Raw genomic sequence first — 21,155 nt, forward strand, 5'->3', positions numbered from 1 at the left:
TATCGAACAGGCGCGGGGACCGCGGGGTCGGGAGACTGATCATCACGCGAACGACGACGCGAACGACGGAGGACTCATGGCCGGCAGTGGCACGGAAACCGGCACGGGCGACAGCGCCGGTGGCTCCACGGAGCAGGTGAGGCTGCGGCGGACGCTGGGGTTCCGGGACCTGGTGGTCTACGGGCTGCTGTTCATCGCCCCGATGGCTCCCGTCGGTGTCTTCGGAACCCTCGACGCGAAGTCCGACGGCGCCGTGGCGCTGGTGTACGTCGCCGCGACCGTCGTCATGGCGTTCACCGCCTTCAGCTACGCCCAGATGGTGCGGGTCGCCCCCCTGGCGGGTTCCGTCTTCGCGTACGCCCGCAAGGGACTCGGCGAAGGGCCGGGGTTCATCGCGGGGTGGATGGCGATGCTCGACTACCTGCTGATCCCCGCGGTCGCCTATCTCTTCTCCGGGATCGCGATGAACTCGCTGGTGCCGGAGGTCTCGCGCTGGGTGTGGACCGCGCTGGCGGTGGTCCTGACGACGCTCCTCAACCTGTGGGGCGTACGGGCGGCGGCCCGGGTCGGCTTCGCGGTGCTCGCGATGGAGATCGTGGTGCTGCTGGTGTTCCTGGTGTCCGCGGTGGTGGTGCTCGTAGAGGACGGGGCCCAGCGCGGCTGGCTGACGCCGCTCACCGGGGATTCCGGCTTCTCCACGACGGCGGTGCTGGGCGCGGTCTCCGTGGCGGTGCTGTCGTATCTGGGCTTCGACGCCATCGCCTCGTTCGCGGAGGAGGTGACGGGCGGTTCGGCGAAGGTGGCTCGGGCGGTGCTGTTCTGTCTGGTGCTGGCGGGCGTGCTGTTCGTGGCGCAGGCGTACCTGGCCGCGCTGCTGGAGCCGATGACCTCGGCGGAGCTGGCCGCCGATCCGGTGGCGCAGGGCTCGGCGTTCTACGACACGGTGGACTCCGCGGTCGGGACGTGGCTGCACGATCTGGTGGCGGTCAGCAAGGCGATCGGGGCAGCCTTCGCGGCGCTGGCCGGGCAGGCGGCGGCGGGGCGGCTGCTGTTCGCGATGGCCCGGGAGCGCCGGCTGCCCGCGCTGCTGTCCAAGGTCGATCCGGGCTCGGGGGTGCCGAGGATCGCGATCCTGATCGCCGCGGTCGTGACCATGGTCGCGGCGGTGTGGGCGGCCCGGCGGGACGACGGTCTGGATCATCTGGTGTCGGTGGTGGACGTCGGGGCGCTGACCGCGTTCGTCCTGCTCCACGCGTCGGTGGTCGGCTGGTTCGTGGTGCGCAGGATGGAGGGACCGCCCAGCTGGTGGCGGCACGTCCTGATGCCGGTAGTGGGCGCCGGGGTGCTGATCGCGGTGATCGTGGAGGCGACGTCGAGCGCTCAGGTGGTGGGCGCGTGCTGGCTGGCGGTGGGGCTGGTGGTGCTCCTGGCACAGCGCGGGAGGCGAGTGGGGTGAGGGAGCGGGCGCACACGGGGGACCGGCCCGTTGTCGGTGCCTGCGGATACGCTCGCTCGCATGGCTCTCCAAACTTCCCCGGAAGCTCCGCTGCCCGTCGGTGACGTGTCGCGGCTGATCGGCGGCTGGATCGACCGGCTCGGCGCGGTCTGGGTCGAGGGGCAGATCACGCAGTTGTCGCGGCGGCCGGGCGCCGGAGTGGTGTTCCTGACGCTGCGCGACCCGTCGCACGACATCTCGGTGAGCGTGACGTGTTTCCGGCAGGCCTTCGACCGGATCGCGGACGTCGTGACGGAGGGGGCGCGGGTCGTCGTCCTCGCGAAGCCCGAGTGGTACGCGCCCCGCGGCCAGCTCTCGCTGCGGGCCACGGAGATCCGGCCGGTCGGCATCGGTGAGCTGCTGGTCCGGCTGGAGCAGCTCAAGAAGTCCCTGGCCTCGGAGGGGCTGTTCGCTCTCGACCGCAAGAAACCGCTGCCCTTCCTGCCCCAGCTGATCGGGCTCGTCTGCGGGCGCGCGTCGGCGGCCGAGCGCGATGTGCTGGAGAACGCGCGCCGCCGGTGGCCCGCCGTCCGCTTCGAGGTGCGCAACACCGCGGTGCAGGGGGTGCACGCCGTGAATCAGGTGGTCCGCGCGGTCAAGGAGCTCGACGCGGTCGACGAGGTGGACGTGATCGTCGTGGCGCGCGGCGGGGGCAGCGTGGAGGACCTGCTGCCGTTCTCGGACGAGGAGCTGATCCGTACGGTCGCCGCCTGCCGCACCCCGGTGGTCTCGGCCATCGGGCACGAGCCGGACTCCCCCCTGCTCGACCTGGTCGCCGATGTGCGGGCCTCCACGCCCACGGACGCGGCGAAGAAGGTCGTGCCCGATGTCGGCGAGGAGCTGGACCGGGTGCAGCAGTTGCGCGACCGGGCGCTGAGGACGGTACGGGGGCTGCTCGACCGGGAGGAGCGGGGCCTGGCGCATGCGCTGGGGCGGCCCTCCATGGAGCACCCGCGACGGATGGTGGACGAGCGCGCGTCCGAGGTCGACGCGCTGATCGGGCGAGGCCGGCGGGTGCTGGGGCATCTGCTGGACCGTGCGGACTCGGAGCTCGCCCACACCCGGGCCCGCGTGGTCGCGCTGTCGCCCGCGGCGACGCTGGAGCGTGGGTACGCGGTGCTCCAGCGGTCGGACGGGCACGTGGTCCGCGACCCGTCCGACGCGGGCGCGGCCGGGGACGCGCTGCGGGCCCGGGTGTCGGGAGGCGAGTTCGTGGTGCGGGTCGCCGAGTGAGCCACGGGCTCCACGGGCTCCACGGGGCCGGTGGACGGGCCCTGGAGACCGGCCGGGGCCGGAATTGACGGACATGCCGACGCATAGGGTGGATCACATGACGGACGACGGGACGACGACGGCTGCGGCCACGGGCACGCTCGGGTACGAGCAGGCACGCGACGAGCTGATCGAGGTGGTGCGCCGGCTGGAGGCGGGCGGGACCTCGCTGGAGGACTCCCTCGCGCTGTGGGAGCGCGGCGAGGAGCTGGCGAAGGTGTGCCGGCACTGGCTGGAGGGTGCGCGCGCCCGTCTCGACGCGGCACTGGCGGGGCCCGCCCCCTCGGCGGAGGGCGGCGGGGACGCCGCCGCCGACGCGGGCTGAGCGACCGTCGGCACGGACGGGGCGAAAGGCGCCGGCACGGACGAAGTCCGGAACCCGTCGGCCCCGGCGGGGCGAAACGGCGCCAGGCGGCCGGGTTGTGGAGTGAGTCACTCCCCTCCCGGTTTAGTTGAAAGTTAACCTACCTCTCCCGTACGGTGATCGGCGTTGCTTGATCCCCCGTGTACGTCCGGAAGGTAATACGCAAGATGTCCCTCGTTCTTGACCCCGCCGCCCAGGACCTCCTCTTCCGTGAGGCCCGCACCGCCAACACCTTCACCGACGAGCCGGTGACCGACGAGCAGGTCCAGGCGATCTACGACCTGGTCAAGTACGGCCCGACCGCCTTCAACCAGTCGCCGCTGCGCGTCGTCCTGGTCCGTTCGGACGAGGCCCGCGCCCGTCTGGTCCCGCACATGGCCGAGGGCAACCAGCCGAAGACCTCGACCGCCCCGCTGGTCGCGATCCTGGCGACGGACAACGAGTTCCACGAGGAGCTCCCGGCCCTGCTGCCGCACTTCCCGCAGGCCAAGGACGCGTTCTTCTCCGAGCGCCCGGTCCGCGAGTCGGCCGCCGCGCTGAACGGTGCCCTCCAGGCCGCCTACTTCATCATCGGCGTCCGCGCCGCCGGCCTGGCCGCCGGCCCGATGACCGGCTACGACGCCGCGGGCATCGAGAAGGAGTTCCTCGACGGCGACCACAACGTGCTGATGGTCGTCAACATCGGCAAGCCGGGCGAGGACGCCTGGTTCCCGCGCCTGCCGCGCCTGGCGTTCGACGAGGTCGTCAAGACCGTCTGAGCCCCGCCGCCCCCAGGGGCGTACGAACAACGAGGAAGGCCCCGGAGCAGGTGCTCCGGGGCCTTCCTCATGTCCATGTGTGCGTCGTCAGGAGGTCTTGAGCGACGCCGCCATCTCCGCCAGCCGCTCCGTCGAGGCGGACCCGGTCACGACGGTGGTCGCGCCCTTCTCCTGACGCACGAGGGCGTCGTACTTCGGGCCCTCCCAGCGCTGCCAGGTCTCCCCGGCCACCTGCTGCGTGCGCCCGGTGTCCTTCGCCTTCTGGCTGACCTCGGTGACGTACTTCTCCGCAGGGGACGTGGACTGCTCCACCGCGACGTACCCGCCGTCCGGGGCGAGGAAGCCCAGGTGCCAGCTGTCGCCCTCCTCGCGGTCGTAGGCGACCGAGGTGGGCTTCCAGTCCTGCGCCAGACCGCTCGGAGCGACCACCGGGTACGGGGCCGCGCGCCGCGCGGTCAGGAGCTCGACCCGGTAGTCGACCGCTTGGACCGGGTCGGCCTTGTCGTCGTGCGGGATGAAGATGTAGACGACCCCCGCCACGGCGGCGATCACCGCCAACGACAGGAACATGTCCCGCACTGTCTGCTTGCCTCGCTTGCTTGCCACGCGTCCATCGTCGCATCAGCCCCGGCGGGGCCGGATCGCGGGATCGGATCGCGGGATCGGATCGCGGGATCGGATCGCGGGATCGGATCGTGACAACGAACCGCCATCGCGGGAACGCATCGAAGGAATCGGAGCGCGGGACCGCGTCGCGGTACCAGGTCAGGGGGTGGAGGGGCAGGATCACAGGTGGCCGCTCATTCGTGACCCGGTCTGCTCATTTTATCGACCTGGCGATAGAGTCGCCTCACCCTCATCCGGTCGTCGTCGTACAGAAAGGTGCGCTCCGATGTCCGAGCATCATCTGCCGTCCCAGCTGGAGGTCTCCCCGGAGGCCCCCGACCGCAACCTCGCCCTGGAGCTCGTAAGGGTCACCGAGGCCGCCGCCATGGCCGCCGGGCGCTGGGTCGGCCGCGGGGACAAGATCGGCGCCGACGGCGCCGCCGTGAAGGCCATGCGGACCCTCGTCTCCACCGTGTCGATGAACGGCATCGTCGTCATCGGTGAGGGCGAGAAGGACGAAGCCCCCATGCTGTTCAACGGCGAGCGCGTCGGCGACGGCACCGGCCCCGAGGTCGACATCGCCGTCGACCCGATCGACGGCACCACCCTGAACGCCAAGGGCATGCCGAACGCCATCGCCGTACTGGCCGCCGCGGACCGGGGCGCGATGTTCGACCCGTCCGCCGTCTTCTACATGGACAAGCTGGTCACCGGCCCCGAGGCCGCCGACTTCGTCGACATCAACGCCCCCGTCTCGGTGAACATCCGCCGGGTCGCCAAGGCGAAGAACTCCATGCCCGAGGACGTCACCGTCGTCATCCTTGACCGCCCGCGCCACGAGGGCATCGTCAAGGAGATCCGGGAGACCGGCGCCCGGATCAAGTTCATCTCCGACGGCGACGTCGCGGGCTCCATCATGGCCGCCCGCGAGGGCACCGGCGTCGACCTGCTCATGGGGATCGGCGGCACGCCCGAAGGCATCATCTCGGCCTGCGCCATAAAGTGCCTCGGCGGCGTCATCCAGGGCAAGCTCTGGCCCAAGGACGACGCCGAACGGCAGCGCGCCCTGGACGCCGGACACGACCTGGACCGGGTGCTGTCCACGGACGACCTGGTCAGCGGCGACAACGTGTTCTTCGTCGCGACCGGCATCACGGACGGCGAGCTGATGCGCGGCGTGCGCTACCGGGCGGAGACGGCGACCACCGAGTCGATCGTCATGCGTTCCAAGTCGGGCACCATCCGGAAGATCGACTCCACCCACCGGCTGTCGAAGCTGCGTGCCTACAGCGCGATCGACTTCGACCGCGCGAAGTGATGTAGGTACGGGCACGCGAAGAGGCGCCCCCCTGTGCGGTGGGGGCGCCTCTTCGCGCAGGCGGGTATCGTCCCGGGCCGGCTTCAGCCGGCCGCGGCGATGTGGCCGGTGGCGCCGGACGCCTTGAGCTCCGCCTCGCGCCGCCTGCGGCGGGCGAGCGCCACGCGGCGTTCGGCAGCCGTGAGGCCGCCCCACACTCCGTAGGGCTCCGGTTGCACCAGGGCGTGTTCCCGGCATTCGATCATCACGGGACAGCGCGCGCAGACCCGCTTCGCGGACTCCTCACGCGACAGTCGGGCAGCAGTCGGCTCCTTCGACGGGGCGAAGAACAGCCCGGCTTCATCCCGGCGGCACACCGCCTCCGCATGCCAGGGGCCGGCCTGGTCCTCCCGAGCGGGGGTCCGCTGGGGAGGGATGGCGGCGACCTGCAGGGGCTGATGCGGCAGTTGCAGCACGGTCCACTCCTGACGACGGCTTCGCGAGCAAGAGGCGATGCAGCACTCCCTACCCGCTGTGCGCGCGCCTATGCACTGAGTGGCACTCAGTTCCGGACAACGCAATTGCGGTCGAGCGGATTTCCGCGCGAATCCGCTCCCCGCACCCGAATGCGCGCCGCCGCACACCGATCCGCCCCCGCACACCGCCGCGCACGTTCGCGCCGACGCGCATGCGGTCGTCAGTGACCGAGGTGTTTACGCAGCCTGTCCTGTAGATCCGCGACGAACTTGCCGCGCTTCGGCTTCGCCTCGACGCTGCCGAACACCGAATATCCGTTGACGGCCACCACGGGCGCCTCGGGATCCGCCGATTCCAGCGTGGCGACCTCGAAACTGCCGAAGATTCCCGTCCCGCTACCGCGCAGCGAGATGTTCTCCGGAACCCTGATGTCCACGCTCCCGAAGAGGGAGGTCGCATTGATCACGGTGAGCCGCTGACCGAAAAGGGCCTCGGTCAGGTCGATTTCCACACTTCCGAACAGCGCGAAGGCGTTCGTGCGCCCGCCGACCCGCCAGCGCCCCTTGCGGGTGGCACTGCTGAAGATCGCCACCAGGTTGTCGCCGGGGCCCATCGGCGCCTCGGGGGTGCTGTCGTACGAGGCGCCGACGGCCCTGGGGGTGCCGCCCGGCGTCGGCAGGTCCCGTACCAGCGGCTCGAGTTCGCCGACCGTCTTGGCGCGGTAGACCGAGTCCACCCGCTCGGCGTGCTCGTCGGCGGTCAGCCTGCCCTCGGCCATCGCCTCCCGCAGGATGTCCGCGATCCGGTCGCGGTCCGCGTCGGAGGCGCGGATGACGTCGGGTTCCGCCCGCGCGGTGGGCTGCTGGGGGTGCTTTTCGAGGTCCACCGGCCCAGCGTACCCAAACGCGATAGATCGCGACTAGGGGCTGACGGGCGTGGCGGGGACGTACCGCGCGATCCGGGTCCGCGGACGAGCAGGGGCCCCGATCCGGTGAGCCCTACCTCACAGACCCGCCGCCCCCGCGGGGTCCTACCCTGGTGGGTGCGCTGCCCAAGGGAGGTCAGCCGCCGTCTGTCGAGTGAGGAATGGCCGTAATGCCAGAGTTTGCGTACTCCGATCTGCTCCCCCTGGGAGAGGACACCACGCCGTACCGCCTGGTCACCGCCGAGGGTGTGTCGACCTTCGAGGCCGACGGACGTACGTTTCTCAAGGTGGAGCCGGAGGCGCTGCGCACCCTGGCCGCCGAGGCCATGCACGACATCTCGCACTATCTGCGACCCGCGCACCTGGCGCAGCTGCGGCGGATCGTGGACGACCCCGAGGCGTCGTCCAACGACAAGTTCGTCGCGCTCGACCTGCTGAAGAACGCGAACATCGCCGCCGCCGGTGTCCTGCCCATGTGCCAGGACACCGGCACGGCGATCGTCATGGGCAAGCGCGGGCAGAACGTGCTGACGGCGGGCGGTGACGAGGAGGCCCTGTCGCACGGCATCTTCGACGCGTACACCAAGCTCAACCTGCGCTACTCGCAGATGGCCCCGCTGAACATGTGGGACGAGAAGAACACCGGCTCGAACCTCCCGGCCCAGATCGAGCTGTACGCGACCGACGGCGGGGCGTACAAGTTCCTCTTCATGGCCAAGGGCGGCGGCTCGGCCAACAAGTCGTTCCTCTTCCAGGAGACCAAGGCGGTCCTCAACGAGGCCTCCATGATGAAGTTCCTCGAGGAGAAGATCCGTTCGCTGGGTACGGCGGCCTGCCCGCCGTACCACCTGGCGATCGTCGTGGGCGGTACGTCGGCCGAGTTCGCGCTCAAGACCGCGAAGTACGCCTCGGCGCACTACCTGGACGAGCTGCCCGCCGAGGGCTCCCCGACCGGGCACGGCTTCCGGGACCAGGAGCTGGAGGAGAAGGTCTTCGAGCTGACGCAGAAGATCGGCATCGGGGCGCAGTTCGGCGGCAAGTACTTCTGCCACGACGTGCGCGTGGTCCGTCTCCCCCGGCACGGCGCCTCGCTGCCCGTCGCCATCGCCGTGTCCTGCTCGGCCGACCGCCAGGCGACGGCGAAGATCACCGCCGAGGGCGTCTTCCTGGAGCAGCTGGAGAAGGACCCGGCGCGCTTCCTGCCCGACACGACGGACGAGCACCTGGACGAGGCGGGTGACGTCGTGCGGATCGACCTGAACCGGCCGATGGACGACATCCTCGCCGAACTGACGAAGTACCCCGTCAAGACCCGGCTCTCGCTGACCGGACCGCTGGTCGTGGCGCGCGACATCGCGCACGCCAAGATCAAGGAGCGGCTGGACGCGGGCGAGGAGATGCCGCAGTACCTGAAGGACCACCCGGTGTACTACGCGGGGCCTGCGAAGACGCCCGAGGGTTACGCCTCCGGTTCCTTCGGGCCGACGACGGCCGGCCGGATGGACAGCTACGTCGCGCAGTTCCAGGCGGCGGGCGGCTCCAAGGTGATGCTGGCGAAGGGCAACCGGTCCAAGCAGGTCACCGACGCGTGCGACGCGCACGGTGGTTTCTACCTCGGCTCGATCGGCGGCCCGGCGGCCCGCCTCGCGCAGGACTGCATCAAGAAGGTCGAGGTCGTCGAGTACGAGGAGCTCGGCATGGAGGCGGTCTGGAGGATCGAGGTCGAGGACTTCCCGGCGTTCGTCGTCGTCGACGACAAGGGCAACGACTTCTTCACCGAGCCCGCCCCCGCCCCGACGTTCACCAGCATTCCGGTGCGCGGTCCCGGCCTCGGCTGACGCGCGGTCATTCACACCCGCTGAGGGGCGTACCGGCTGCGGCCGGTACGCCCCTCAGCCGTCCGGTGGCCCGGGGTCAGCCCGCTGTGCCTGTGGAAGGACGCCGGGGAGTCGCGTACCTCAGCGGCGGACTCCCTCTCCCTCGACGGGCGTTCGATGGCGAGGGTGGCCGGATTCCCGTCGGCAGGTGTCATCGTCTCGCTCGCGGGGTACACCGCCGCATCCGTGGTCGACAACGCCGCGTCCGTGGTCCGTGCGGCGACGGTGGCGGCCCTGCCGCCGGTCGTCGGCGGCGGATGTCCTCGGCCCGGGCCGCCGTGCCCGGCCTCGGGCTGATGGTGGTGCCGCGCGGCGTGGACGCCCCCGGCTCGTCCACGCGCGACGCCGCGCTCCCGACCGGCCCGCACAGGTCGGAATTCAGCCAATCTCGCGCACGGGGCCGCCCGCGCGGCTTGCGGGCGACCGCACCGATGCGGTGAGTTGTCCGCGTCGCCGGAGAACCGCGCCCCTGACCACGCACCCGGCTCAAGGCCCCCGCGCCGGGATACCCCGCCGTCCGGCCCCGTACGCCCGAACACCCTCACGTCCCACTCCGGAAAGGCGGACACCGCATGACGCCGGTCCCTCACCGCAGCCACGCCGACGACCTGCTCTCCTTCATCAGGGCCAGCCCGTCCCCGTACCACGCCGTGGCGAGCGCGGCCCAACGCCTGGAGAAGGCCGGCTACCGCGAGCTGCGGGGCACCGACGACTGGACGGGCACCACGGGCGGCAGCTTCGTCGTCCGCGGCGGCGCCCTGATCGCCTGGTACGCCCCTGAGGGCGCGCCCTGCCACACACCGTTCCGGATCATCGGCACCCACACCGACTCGCCGAACCTGCGGATCAAGCCCACCCCCGACACCGGCTCCGCCGGCTGGCGGCAGATCGCGGTGGAGATCTACGGCGGGGTCCCGCTCAACACCTGGCTCGACCGCGACCTGGGCATCTCGGGCCGCCTGGCCCTGCGCGGCCCGGGCGGCCGGACCGACTCCCGGCTCGTCCAGATCGACGAACCGCTGCTGCGCGTACCCCAGTTGGCGATCCACCTGGACCGTACGGTCAACGACGGACTCGCCCTGGACCGGCAGCGGCACACGGCCCCGGTCTGGTCGCTCGGCGCCGCCGAGGAGGGGGCGCTGCTGCGCCGGGTCGCCGCGGCGGCGGAGGCCGATCCTGACGAGGTGCTCGGCTGGGACCTGATGCTCCACGACATCCAGCCGCCCGGATACCTGGGCGCGGAGCGGGAGTTCGTGGTCTCCTCCCGGCTGGACAACCTGGTGTCGGTGCACGCGGGTGTCACGGCGCTGGCCGGCGTGGCGACGGCGGCCGAGGAGCCCGCGTACATCCCCGTCCTGGCGGCCTTCGATCACGAGGAGGTCGGCAGCGGTTCCGACACGGGCGCGCAGAGCCCGCTGCTGGAGCGCGTGCTGAGCCGTTCGGTGACCGCGCGCGGCGGAAGCCCGGAGGACTGGTCGCGTGCGCTGGCCGGGGCGTTCTGCGTATCGGCGGACATGGCGCACGCGGTCCACCCCAACTACGCGGAGCGCCACGACCCCGACCACCGCCCGCTGCCCAACGGCGGGCCCACGGTCAAGGTCAACGTCAATCAGCGCTACGCCACCGACTCGACCGGGATCGCGGTGTTCGCGTCGGCGTGCGAGCGGGCGGGGGCGCCTTGGCAGCCGTTCGTCTCCAACAACGCGATGCCGTGCGGCACCTCCATCGGTCCGCTCACCGCGGCCCGGCTGGGCGTACAGACCGTCGACGTGGGTGTGCCCGGACTGTCGATGCACTCGGCGCGCGAGCTGTGCGGGGCTGACGACCCGGGGCATCTGGCGGCGATCCTGCGCGCGTTCGTCACCTCGGACTGACCGAAGACTGATTGAGGACTGACCGAGGTGGGGGGCGGAGCCGGCCGGCTCCGCCCCCCAGCGGACGGCCTACGCGAAGCGCTGCCGCGCGCTTCCGTCGCAGGGCTGGAGCCGCAGCGGGTCATGGGCCCCCGCCAGGCTCGCGCACAGCCCGGTCGAGGCGGCCGGGCGCAGGGTGCCCGACTGCCGGACGAACTGCTGGTTGGCCGCACCGGAGCAGTTGTAGAGGATGAGGGCCGCGCCCGCCGTGTACTTCGCGCCCGGGACGTCCAGGCAGCGGTCGTGGCTCAGCTCGGTGCGCAGGGTCTTCGTGCCGGAGTCGTACCACCAGCCCTGGTTGCGGCCGCCGTGGCACTCCCAGCCGGTGACGCCGGTGTCGTTACGGGTGACCGAGGCGGGGACGTCCAGGCAGCTCCCCGTCGCCTCGCCGCGCACGGGCTTGTAGACGTCGTCCCAGGCTGCTGCCCGGAGCACGGGCTTCCCGGTGCTCGCCGGGTCGGCGCAGCTCGCCTCGCGCAGGCCGGAGTCGTAGATCTGGGTGAGGCAGGAGGCGAAGGCGCCGTGGCCGGCGGCGTTCGGGTGGAAGGACTGCCGGAGGGAGTTGGAGTCCGGCGGGAAGTGCGAGAGGTCGATGTGCAGGCCGCGGGCCCAGGTGGACTCGCTGCACACCTCGTGGCCGTGGAAGAGCCGGGAGTTGTCCAGGTAGACGGCGCCGGTGTCGGCGGCGGCCCTGCGCATGCCGCGCTCGAAGGCGGGCACGGCTGCGTTGCGGCCCCAGGCGGCGTCGGAGTCGTAGCCTGCGCAGCCGCCGGGAAGCTTGCCGGGGTAGTTCGGGTTGTCGTAGAAGTCCGGGCCGATGGGGCTCGGATAGCCCATGACGACGAGCTTGTAGTCGCCCTCCGCGTAACCGGCGCCGGTCATCACCGTCCGCAGGTCGCGCACGGTCTTCTCGACCTTGGGTACGAGAGCGTCGACGCGGGCCTGCCAGCCGCCCTCGTACTTCGGCCGGCACGAACCCTGGAGGAGGACCCAGCGTGTGACGCAGTCCGTCATGACCGGACCGAACTGGAGGTCGTCGTTGGCACCCGCGACCAGCACGATCATCTTGATGCGGGTGTTGCGCGCCTTGATGGCGAGGCTGTCGCTCTGCACGAGTTCGTCGGCGTACTGCTTCGAGCCGCCGATGACGATGTTTCCGGTGTACGCGCCGGAGCAGGAGACGTTGTACGTGACGTCGGCCGGGATTCCGGTGCGGTGGATGGCGGAGTCGGGTGAGCGGTGGCACCAGTTGTCGGGGCCGTTGGTGCCTGCCTCGTACGTGCCGACGCCCTCGCCCGAGATCTCGCTGTCGCCGAGGGAGATGAGCCCGGTCTTGCGTTCGGCGAGCGGGCGCTCGGCCGGGTCGCCGTACAGCCGGGTGGCCTCGGCGGCGCGCAGGGCCTCCAGTTCGGGCGACAGCGGGGTGGATGCGGTACTGGTGGTACCGGGCTGGGCAGCGCCTGCCGGCCCGGCGGCGACCGTCATGCCACCCAACGCCGCCGCCATGGCGGCGGCGGCCGCGACCGTACATCGGAGCCGGTATCCGGTGCGTCTCATTGCGCCTCCCGAAGTTGTGGTTACCCCCGGTATTTACTGGTCGGTAGACAACTTGGGAATACATGGAACAAGACAAGTGCTCATCTTTTTCGGGGCTGCCCTATGGAGGTTGAACGACGATGGATCAGGGAACAGGCGAGGACTACCGCGTCGAGCACGACTCGATGGGCGAGGTGCGGGTGCCCGTCGGCGCGAAGTGGCGGGCACAGACCCAGCGGGCCGTGGAGAACTTCCCGATCTCCGGACAGCGTCTGGAGCGCGCCCACATCGCGGCCCTGGCCCGCGTCAAGGCCGCGGCCGCGAAGGTGAACGCCGAACTGGAGGTGCTCGACCCCGAGATCGCCGAGGCGATCCAGGAGGCCGCCGCGGAGGTCGCCGAAGGACGCTGGGACGACCACTTCCCGATCGACGTCTTCCAGACAGGTTCCGGCACCTCGTCGAACATGAACACCAACGAGGTCCTGGCCACGCTCGCCACCGAGCGCCTCGGCCGTGACGTCCACCCCAACGACCACGTCAACGCCTCGCAGTCCTCCAACGACGTCTTCCCCTCCTCCATCCACATCGCCGCGACCGACGCGGTGACACGCGAGCTGATCCCGGCGCTGGCCCACCTGGCGGTGGCGCTTGAGCTCAAGTCCGAGGAGTTCGCGGACGTGGTGAAGTCGGGACGTACGCATCTGATGGACGCCACTCCGGTCACCCTGGGCCAGGAGTTCGGGGGGTACGCCGCGCAGATCCGCTACGGCATCGAGCGGCTGCGCGCCTCGCTCCCCCGCCTCGCCGAACTCCCGCTCGGCGGCACGGCCGTCGGCACCGGCATCAACACCCCGCCCGGCTTCGCCGCCGCCGTCATCGCCGAGGTCGCCCACGTCACCGGGCTGCCGCTCACCGAGGCCCGGAACCACTTCGAGGCGCAGGGCGCCCGGGACGGTCTCGTCGAGACCTCCGGCCAGCTCCGTACGATCGCGGTCTCCCTCACCAAGATCTCCAACGATCTGCGCTGGATGGCCTCCGGCCCGCGCACCGGCCTGGCCGAGATCAGCCTCCCCGACCTCCAGCCGGGGTCCTCGATCATGCCGGGCAAGGTGAATCCGGTCATTCCCGAGGCCGTGCTGATGGTGGCGGCCCAGGTGTCGGGGAACGACACGACGGTGGCCGTCGCGGGCGCCGCGGGCAACTTCGAGCTGAACGTGATGCTCCCGGTCATCGCGAAGAACCTCCTGGAGTCGGTCCGGCTGCTGGCCAACGCCTCCCGGCTGCTCGCGGACCGTACGGTCGACGGGATCACCGCGAACGTCGAGCGGGCCAGGGAGTACGCGGAGTCCTCGCCGTCCGTCGTCACCCCGCTGAACAAGTACATCGGGTACGAGGAGGCGGCGAAGGTCGCCAAGAAGTCGCTCGCCGAACGGCGGACGATCCGCGAGGTGGTGCTGGACTCGGGCTACGTCGAGCGCGGTGACCTCACCCTGGAACAGCTCGACGAGGCACTGGACGTGTTGCGTATGACCCACCCGTGACGTGCGTCGCCGCGGGACCGGTCACCCTAAGATCTCTCCATGACAGGTACCGGAGAGACCGAGCGCTGGGCGCCGGGTGATCAGATCCTGTGGCGTTACCGCGGCAATGGCCCCGGGCAGGCCCCCAACCCTGTGCACATCTGCCGTCCCGTCACCGTCGTCCAGGACACCGACGAGCTGCTCGCCGTCTGGGTCGCCCCCGGCACCGAGTGCGTGAAGCCGGTGCTGGCGAACGGCACCGAGGTGCACGCCGAACCGCTCGCCACCCGGTACACCGCCCCGCGCACCACCGCCCGCTCGCCCTGGCTGGGCAACGGGGTGCTGAAGCTCGCCCGGCCCGGCGAACCGTGGTCCGTCTGGCTGTTCTGGGAGCGCGGCTGGCAGTTCCGCAGCTGGTACGTGAACCTGGAGGAACCGCGCACCCGCTGGGCCGGCGGCATCGACTCCGAGGACCACTTCCTCGACATCTCGGTCTACCCGGACCACAGCTGGCTCTGGCGCGACGAGGACGAGTTCGCCCAGGCCCAGCGGGTCGGCCTGATGACCCCGGCCACCGCACGGCGGGTGCTCTCGGCGGGGCGGGCGGCCGTCGGGGTGATCCGTGACTGGGGGGCGCCGTTCCGGGACGGCTGGGAGGACTGGCGGCCCGATCCGCACTGGCGGGTGCCCGCACTGCCCGCCGACTGGGACCGGTTGCCGGATGACTGGGACCGCACCCCCTCCCCCATGCCGTCGTGAGACCCTTGATGCAGCCGAGGGGGGCGAACGTAGGATCGCCCGAGGAGATCGGCTCCGTCCCAACCGACGGGCGCGGCACACGACCTGACCGCAAGTCATCGAGTCATCACACACGTTGCACACTTCATGAACCGCATCAGTCGTGCGAGCCGCACGAGTTGTCCGCATCGCATGAGCCACGACGAGGGGGTGGGGACGTGCTCGCTGTCCGCCGCCCCGGCGCCGGAAACGTCGTCACCGACATCCGGCGCGGACATCCGGTTTCGGCCCCGTGTTCCGGGGCACGAGATGTCAGCCGTTGTGATTGCCGCTCATGCCGGGGCAGAGTAGCGCTCCACGAGGTGATTGCCTCATACAACCGGCCCGGACGGACGGAACCCCACGCGTGACGGAGCACCCCACCTCCCACGAAGGCCGGCAGCCTCTCGCCGCCCGGTCGCAGGAACGCACCCGGCCGCGGCAGCGCGACGCCGCGTCGGCGTCCGCCCCCGGCACCGCGGCGATCCCGGCCCCGGCCAAAGGTCCCGGCCCGGCCCCGGCCGGTGCGGGCCCCGCGGCCGGCCCCGACCCGCAGGCCGCGGCCCGTCGCGAGGGCGACCGGCTGCGCTTCGTGGGGGCCGCCACCCGGCGGATCGCCCGCGGCATAGACCTGGACGAGATCGTGCTGGGGCTGTGCCGGGCCAGTGTGCCGACGTTCTCCGACGCCATACTCGTCTACCTCCGGGACCCGCTGCCGGTCGGCGACGAGCGGCCCGTCAACCCGTTCGTCCTGCGGCTGCGCCGCTCCGACCGGCTGCGGCTGAGCGACGAGGACACCGAACACCTGTCGGAGAGCGAGCGGCTGCGGCTGCCCTCCGTCGACCCGCAGGCCGACCTGACGCCCGCCTCCGAACTGTGCGAGGTCCTGGCGGGCGGCGCGCTGGCCGAGGTGCTGCGCGGGGTGCGTCCGGTATTCGGCGACTCCGCCGCGGCCCGGGTCGCGCTGCCCGAGCTGCTCGGCGCGGACCGTACCGTGCCGTCCGGCCACCGGGCGATCCTCGCCCCGCTGCGCGGCCGGCGCCGGGTGATCGGCGCGGCGGTGTTCCTGCGCGGCACCGAGCGCCCGTCCTTCGAGGCCAACGACCTGCTGGTCGCGGCCCAGCTGGCGACGCACACCGCGCTCGGCATCGACAAGGCCGTGCTGTACGGCCGCGAGGCGTACATCGCCGACGAGCTCCAGCGCACCATGCTGCCCGACTCGCTCCCGCAGCCCACCGGGGTCCGGCTCGCCTCCCGCTACCTCCCCGCCGCCGAGACGGCCCGGGTCGGCGGCGACTGGTACGACGCGATCCCGCTGCCCGGCAGCCGGGTCGCCCTGGTCGTCGGCGACGTCATGGGCCACTCCATGACCTCCGCCGCGATCATGGGCCAGCTGCGCACCACGGCGCAGACCCTGGCGGGGCTCGATCTGCCCCCGCAGGAGGTCCTGCACCACCTCGACGAGCAGGCCCAGCGGCTCGGCAGCGACCGCATGGCGACCTGCCTGTACGCGGTCTACGACCCGGTCGCGCACCGCATCACCATCGCCAACGCGGGCCACCCGCCGCCCGTGCTGCTCCACCTCGGGGGCCGGGCCGAGGTGCTGAAGGTGCCGCCGGGCGCCCCCATCGGTGTCGGCGGAGTGGACTTCGAGGCCGTCGAGCTGGACGCGCCCGCGGGCGCCACCCTGCTCCTCTACACCGACGGGCTGGTCGAGTCGCGGCTGCGCGACGTCTGGACGGGCATCGAGCAGCTGCGTGAGCGGCTCGCCACCACGGCCCGGCTGACCGGCCCCGACCACTCGCCGCCGCTGGAGGCCCTCTGCGACGACGTGCTGGACATGCTCGGCCCGGGCGACCGGGACGACGACATCGCGCTGCTCGCCGCCCGCTTCGACGGCATCGCGCCGAGCGACGTGGCGTACTGGTTCCTGGAACCGGAGGACTCCGCCCCCGGCCGGGCCCGCAGGCTGGCCCGCCGCGCGCTCAGCCGGTGGGGTCTCGACGACATCGCGGACTCGGTGGAGCTGCTGGTCAGCGAGGTGGTGACCAACGCCGTGCGGTACGCGGAGCGGCCGGTGACCCTGCGGCTGCTGCGGACCGACATCCTGCGCTGCGAGGTGGGCGACGACTCGCCTCAGCTGCCCCGGCAGCGCCGGGCACGGGACATGGACGAGGGCGGCCGCGGTCTGTTCCTGGTGAACCGGCTGGCCCGGCGATGGGGCGCGACGCGCCTGTCGACCGGCAAGGTGGTCTGGTTCGAGATGCCCACCCGGGGGCAGTGACCGGGACGGTCGGAGCCCCCGGTCACGCCTCCCTTGTTGCCGACCTCCATCGCCTCGACGACGCGGCGCGCGAGCGGCTGGTATCGAACATTTCCGGCCATCTGCTGGACGGCGTGAGCCGCCCGGTCCTGGAACGGGCGCCGCAGTACTGGCGCGACGTGGACAAGGACCTCGGCGACCGGGTGGCGAAGAAGGTCAACGGCGGCTGATCACCGGTCGCGCTGCCTCCGGAGCACGGAAACGGGCGGTGTGCGAGGGGTTTCCCTCGCACACCGCCCGTTCGACGACGTGACGGTGACGCGTCAGCGCTGCACGGTGTCCTCGTTGTCCGGCCGGTTGTTGCCCCCGGGGTCCAGCGGGAGCCCGCTGTCCGACGGGCCCGGCTCGGTCGCCGGGTCGGTGGGGGGGTCGGTCGTCGGGTCCCCGGTCGGGGAGGGGGGCGGCGTGGTCTCCGGCGGCTCGGTCGTCGCCGGCGGCTCGGTCGTGGGCGGCTGCGTGGTCGGTTCGTCGGAGGGCGAGGCCTCCTCGGAGGGCGACGTGGTCGGGCTCGGCGAGCTCGTGTCCGGCGGCGGCGCGACCGCGGCGCCCATGTCGGTGTCGAGGACGAACTCGCTCGGTTCGCCCATGGCCTTCGCGGTGAAGTCCGCCCATATCTCGGCCGGGAAGCCGCCACCGTTGACGCGGCCGCCACCGCCGGCGCCCTTCAGGGTCACCTGCGCGCCCTTCTGCACCTTCTTGCCGTCGTCGTCGGTGCGCGGGTAGGCCGCTTCGCCGAAGAGGCCGACGGACGTGACGAGATCAGGGGTGAAGCCGGTGAACCAGGCCGACTTGTTGTCGTCCGAGGTACCGGTCTTGCCCGCGATGTCCTGGTCGGCCAGCCCTTCGGCGTTGCGCACCGAGCCATGGGCCGTACCGTCGTCGACCACTCCGGTCAGCACGGAGGTCACGGAGTCCGCCGCCTGGCGGCTGATCACCTGGTCGCCGATCGCGTCGGGCATCGGCACCGGCTCCCCGCCCTGGTGGACGGCCGACTTCACGATCTGCGGGGTGACCTTCCTGCCGTGGTTGTCGAGCGTGGCGTAGACCCCGGCCATCGCCATCGGGCTCGCGCCCATGGAGCCGAGCGTCTGCGCGGGCACGGCATCCAGGCCCTTCACGTTCATACCGAGCTTTCCGGCGGTCTGCATGACCTCGTCCATGCCGACGTCCACGCCCATCTGCGCGAAGACGGAGTTGATGGACTTGTTCATCGCGGTCTGGACGGTGACCGAGCCGTAGTCGTGGTCGTCCTCGTTCTCCGGCGCGAAGGCGATGTCGCTGCCCTCGACGGGACGCTTGCTGGTGCCGTCGTAGCGGGTGTTCGCGGTGATCTCCTGATCGTCCTGCGTCACCGACTCCTGGTCGAGGGCCGCGGCGAGGATGACCGGCTTGAACGTGGAGGCGGGCTGGTAGTCGGCCCGGGAGGCGTTCGACGTCCAGTGCTCGTTCTGGCCGCGTCCGCCGTACAGCGCGAGCACCGCACCGTTCTTCGGGTTCACCGAGACGGCACCGGCCTGGATGTCCTGGTCGAGCTTGCGCTTCTTCGTGTCCAGGTCGTCGATCAGCTTCGTCTCGACCGACTTCTCCAGCTGCTGCTGCTTCTTCTTGTCGATGTTGACGGTGATCGTCCAGCCGCCGAGGTCGAACTGGTCGCCGCTGAGGCCCGTCTCCGCCAGCACCGCGTTGCGGGCCGCTTCGACGATGTACCCCTTCTGTCCCGCGACCCCGTTCAGGGGCTTGGGGTCCTGCGGAACCGGGAACTTGAGGCCCTGGCGCTTGCCGGCGTCCAGCCACCCCTCCTCGACCATGTTGTTCAGCACGTAGTTCCAGCGCGCCTGGACGAGCCGCTTCCCGTTCGGGCCGGCGACCGCCCAGTCGTACTGGCTGGGTGCCTGGAGCAGGGCGGCGAGGTAGGCGCCCTCGGCCACGTTCAGGTCCTCGGCGTCCTTGCCGTAGTACGCCTGTGCCGCCGCCTGGATGCCGTAGGCGCCCCGGCCGTAGTAGCTGGTGTTGATGTACCCGGCGAGGATCTCGCCCTTCTTCTTCTTCTGGTCCACCTTCAGCGAGATGACCAGCTCTTTGAGCTTCCGGGTGACCGTCTGGTCCTGGTCGAGGTAGTAGTTCTTGACGTACTGCTGGGTGATGGTCGAGCCACCCTGCTTGCCCTTGCCGGAGAGCGTGTTCAGCAGGCCGCGCGCGGTGCCTTTGAAGTCGACGCCCTTGTCCTGGTAGAAGGACTTGTTCTCGGCGGCGACGAAGGTCATCTGGACCTCCTTGGGCACCTGCGCGAGGTCCACGATCTCGCGGTTCACCTCGCCCGTCCTGGCCAGCAGGGTGCCGTCGGAGTACTTGTAGATGTTGCTCTGCAGCTTGGCCCGGGCATTGCCCTCGGGCACGTCCACCAGCATGTAGAGGACCGCGAAGCCGCCCATGCCCAGCAGGCAGACGGTGAAGGCCGCGCCCAGTATCTTCCGCCATGTGAAGAGCCCGCGTATGCCGCCGCTCTTCCCGGCGCGCCGCTGGGCTCGTCGCGCATCCGCTCGACCCATTGCTGTGTTGCTCCCGTTCTCTGCTCGACCGGATCAGCTCGGACCTGCCAGCTAACACCGTTGGCAAGGGCAAAAAGCGAGCGATCCAGCATTTTCCGGACGTGACAATCAGCACCTGTTCCCAAGGGAACCGACTCATGAGGGGTGCGCAGGGTTGCGAGAACCGCTAATGTGTAATCACATTGCTAGCGCATGGCTAGCTACGTGAAACGGGGGATTCCATGACTGAACCGCTCAACCCGCGCACCCCGGCCGAACCGCGGACCGACCTCACGCCGGACGCGCCCGAGATGCCGGAACCGCAGGTCCGCGAGACGAAGGCGCACAGCATCGCCGGCGGCGTCGGCCTCCTGCTGACCGTGATCGGGGTGATCGTCGGCATCGGCCTCGCCATCCTCGGCGGCGTCATCGGATCGGACGGGAACAACGGCCTCGGCATCCCGCTGTGCATCCTGGGCGTGCTGCTCACCATCGCCTCGTTCTTCTGCATGGGCGGTGTGAAGATGGTCGCACCGGGCGAGGCACGCGTGATCCAGCTCTTCGGACGGTACGTGGGCACGATCCGCACCGACGGGCTGCGCTGGATCAACCCGCTGACCTCCAGCCGCAAGATCTCCACCCGGGTCCGCAACCACGAGACCGCGGTCCTGAAGGTCAACGACGCCTACGGCAACCCGATCGAGCTCGCCGCGATCGTCGTCTGGAAGGTCGAGGACACCGCGCAGGCGCTCTTCGAGGTCGACGACTTCCTGGAGTTCGTCGCCACCCAGACCGAGGCGGCCGTGCGGCACATCGCGATCGAGTACCCGTACGACGCCCACGAGGAGGGCGGGCTCTCGCTCCGCGGCAACGCCGAGGAGATCACCGAGAAGCTGGCCGTGGAGCTCACGGCACGGGTCCAAGCGGCGGGCGTACAGATCATCGAGTCCCGCTTCAGCCACCTCGCGTACGCCCCCGAGATCGCCTCCGCGATGCTCCAGCGCCAGCAGGCGGGAGCGGTGGTCGCGGCCAGGCAGCTGATCGTCGAGGGGGCGGTCGGCATGGTCGAGATGGCCCTGACCCGGATCGCCGAGCAGGACATCGTCGAGCTCGACTCGGACCGGAAGGCCGCCATGGTCAGCAACCTCATGGTGGTGCTGTGCGGTGACCGCGCGGCACAGCCGGTCCTCAACACGGGCACGCTCTACCAGTGACCGATGAGACCCCGCGGCGCCGCGCGCCGCAGTCCGGGCCGCAGCAGCGCAAGCAGATGCTGCTGCGGCTGGACCCTGCCGTGTACGACGCGCTGGCGCGCTGGGCGTCGGACGAGCTGCGCAGCGCGAACGCGCAGATCGAGTTCCTGCTGCGGCGGGCGCTCAAAGAGGCGGGACGACTGCCCGGCGGGGCGGCACCGATCCCGCGCCGGGGGCGCCCGCCGAAGGCGCCGGACCCGGAGTGACCGGGGCCGGGCCACGCCCCGGCCCCGG

General features: G+C 71.0%; 18 protein-coding genes and 1 pseudogene. 14 read left to right on the plus strand and 5 right to left on the minus strand.

All coding sequences use genetic code 11. The features are described from left to right. Positions 1-76: 76 nt before the first annotated feature. The 4 genes from ACFYPA_RS33570 (at position 77) to ACFYPA_RS33585 (ending at position 3,889) form a co-directional block, all read left to right on the plus strand. Entirely contained in the window at positions 77-1,456 is a 1,380-nt protein-coding gene (locus ACFYPA_RS33570) for an APC family permease (RefSeq protein WP_389136166.1), read from the plus strand. A 60-nt stretch (positions 1,457-1,516) separates the two neighbouring features. Further along, on the plus strand, positions 1,517-2,728 hold the full coding sequence (xseA, locus tag ACFYPA_RS33575; RefSeq protein ID WP_359085249.1) for an exodeoxyribonuclease VII large subunit: 1,212 nt from the start codon (positions 1,517-1,519) through the stop codon (positions 2,726-2,728). 97 nt (positions 2,729-2,825) lie between these two features. Then, the gene (locus tag ACFYPA_RS33580; RefSeq protein WP_389136169.1) at positions 2,826-3,092 is read left to right on the plus strand and encodes an exodeoxyribonuclease VII small subunit; all 267 of its coding nucleotides are present in this window, start codon (positions 2,826-2,828) and stop codon (positions 3,090-3,092) included. A gap of 206 nt (positions 3,093-3,298) precedes the next feature. Next, positions 3,299-3,889, plus strand: a complete 591-nt coding sequence (locus ACFYPA_RS33585; protein WP_352121900.1) for a malonic semialdehyde reductase — start codon at positions 3,299-3,301, stop codon at positions 3,887-3,889. Positions 3,890-3,976: 87 nt separating this feature from the next. On the opposite strand, the gene ACFYPA_RS33590 is transcribed toward ACFYPA_RS33585, so the two are convergent. After that, positions 3,977-4,495 (minus strand): DUF4245 domain-containing protein, encoded by a 519-nt coding sequence (locus ACFYPA_RS33590; RefSeq protein ID WP_359085247.1) that lies wholly within the window; start codon positions 4,493-4,495, stop codon positions 3,977-3,979. Between the two features lie 286 nt (positions 4,496-4,781). Here ACFYPA_RS33590 and glpX point away from each other — a divergent pair, with 286 nt between their 5' ends. Further along, on the plus strand, positions 4,782-5,813 hold the full coding sequence (gene glpX / locus ACFYPA_RS33595) for a class II fructose-bisphosphatase (protein WP_359085246.1): 1,032 nt from the start codon (positions 4,782-4,784) through the stop codon (positions 5,811-5,813). An 83-nt stretch (positions 5,814-5,896) separates the two neighbouring features. Here glpX and ACFYPA_RS33600 read toward each other — a convergent pair whose 3' ends face one another. Then, a complete protein-coding gene (locus ACFYPA_RS33600) occupies positions 5,897-6,268 on the minus strand; it encodes a WhiB family transcriptional regulator (RefSeq protein ID WP_359085245.1) in 372 nt (123 codons plus the stop codon). A gap of 221 nt (positions 6,269-6,489) precedes the next feature. Continuing rightward, positions 6,490-7,155: a DUF1707 domain-containing protein gene (locus tag ACFYPA_RS33605; protein WP_389136172.1), complete on the minus strand. Its 666-nt coding sequence runs from the start codon at positions 7,153-7,155 to the stop codon at positions 6,490-6,492. A gap of 209 nt (positions 7,156-7,364) precedes the next feature. Here ACFYPA_RS33605 and ACFYPA_RS33610 point away from each other — a divergent pair, with 209 nt between their 5' ends. The 3 genes and pseudogenes from ACFYPA_RS33610 (at position 7,365) to ACFYPA_RS33620 (ending at position 10,945) form a co-directional block, all read left to right on the plus strand. Then, entirely contained in the window at positions 7,365-9,032 is a 1,668-nt protein-coding gene (locus ACFYPA_RS33610; RefSeq protein WP_359353527.1) for a fumarate hydratase, read from the plus strand. Positions 9,033-9,137: 105 nt separating this feature from the next. Continuing rightward, a pseudogene (locus tag ACFYPA_RS33615) lies at positions 9,138-9,427 on the plus strand (MFS transporter); the annotation flags it as partial. A gap of 216 nt (positions 9,428-9,643) precedes the next feature. Continuing rightward, positions 9,644-10,945, plus strand: coding sequence for a M18 family aminopeptidase (locus ACFYPA_RS33620; RefSeq protein ID WP_359085241.1), 1,302 nt, complete (start codon positions 9,644-9,646; stop codon positions 10,943-10,945). A gap of 69 nt (positions 10,946-11,014) precedes the next feature. Here the strand turns inward: ACFYPA_RS33620 and ACFYPA_RS33625 are convergent, their stop codons facing one another. Then, positions 11,015-12,541, minus strand: a complete 1,527-nt coding sequence (locus ACFYPA_RS33625; RefSeq protein ID WP_389136176.1) for a ricin-type beta-trefoil lectin domain protein — start codon at positions 12,539-12,541, stop codon at positions 11,015-11,017. Positions 12,542-12,660: 119 nt separating this feature from the next. Between ACFYPA_RS33625 and ACFYPA_RS33630 the strand changes: the two genes are divergently transcribed. The 4 genes from ACFYPA_RS33630 to ACFYPA_RS33645 all read left to right on the plus strand — a co-directional run bounded on the left by ACFYPA_RS33630 (position 12,661) and on the right by ACFYPA_RS33645 (position 17,310). Next, a complete protein-coding gene (locus ACFYPA_RS33630) occupies positions 12,661-14,061 on the plus strand; it encodes a class II fumarate hydratase (RefSeq protein ID WP_359085239.1) in 1,401 nt (466 codons plus the stop codon). Between the two features lie 39 nt (positions 14,062-14,100). Further along, positions 14,101-14,799: a DUF402 domain-containing protein gene (locus ACFYPA_RS33635; RefSeq protein ID WP_389136179.1), complete on the plus strand. Its 699-nt coding sequence runs from the start codon at positions 14,101-14,103 to the stop codon at positions 14,797-14,799. A gap of 385 nt (positions 14,800-15,184) precedes the next feature. Next, complete coding sequence (locus tag ACFYPA_RS33640) at positions 15,185-17,101, plus strand: SpoIIE family protein phosphatase (RefSeq protein ID WP_359085237.1); 1,917 nt, start codon at positions 15,185-15,187, stop codon at positions 17,099-17,101. Next, the gene (locus ACFYPA_RS33645) at positions 17,098-17,310 is read left to right on the plus strand and encodes a catalase-related domain-containing protein (RefSeq protein WP_389136183.1); all 213 of its coding nucleotides are present in this window, start codon (positions 17,098-17,100) and stop codon (positions 17,308-17,310) included. Before ACFYPA_RS33640 ends, ACFYPA_RS33645 begins: the two co-directional genes overlap by 4 nt. 93 nt (positions 17,311-17,403) lie before the next feature. On the opposite strand, the gene ACFYPA_RS33650 is transcribed toward ACFYPA_RS33645, so the two are convergent. Next, entirely contained in the window at positions 17,404-19,689 is a 2,286-nt protein-coding gene (locus ACFYPA_RS33650) for a transglycosylase domain-containing protein (RefSeq protein WP_359320932.1), read from the minus strand. A 221-nt stretch (positions 19,690-19,910) separates the two neighbouring features. On the opposite strand from ACFYPA_RS33650, the gene ACFYPA_RS33655 reads away from it, so the two are divergent. Together ACFYPA_RS33655 and ACFYPA_RS33660 are read left to right on the plus strand one after the other, a co-directional pair. Beyond that, positions 19,911-20,882, plus strand: coding sequence for an SPFH domain-containing protein (locus ACFYPA_RS33655; protein ID WP_389136186.1), 972 nt, complete (start codon positions 19,911-19,913; stop codon positions 20,880-20,882). Beyond that, positions 20,879-21,127, plus strand: coding sequence for a hypothetical protein (locus tag ACFYPA_RS33660; protein ID WP_359085234.1), 249 nt, complete (start codon positions 20,879-20,881; stop codon positions 21,125-21,127). The genes ACFYPA_RS33655 and ACFYPA_RS33660 overlap by 4 nt, the downstream gene beginning before the upstream one ends. Positions 21,128-21,155: the final 28 nt, after the last annotated feature.

This window comes from Streptomyces sp. NPDC005775, assembly GCF_042871565.1.
Taxonomy (GTDB): Bacteria; Actinomycetota; Actinomycetes; order Streptomycetales; family Streptomycetaceae; genus Streptomyces.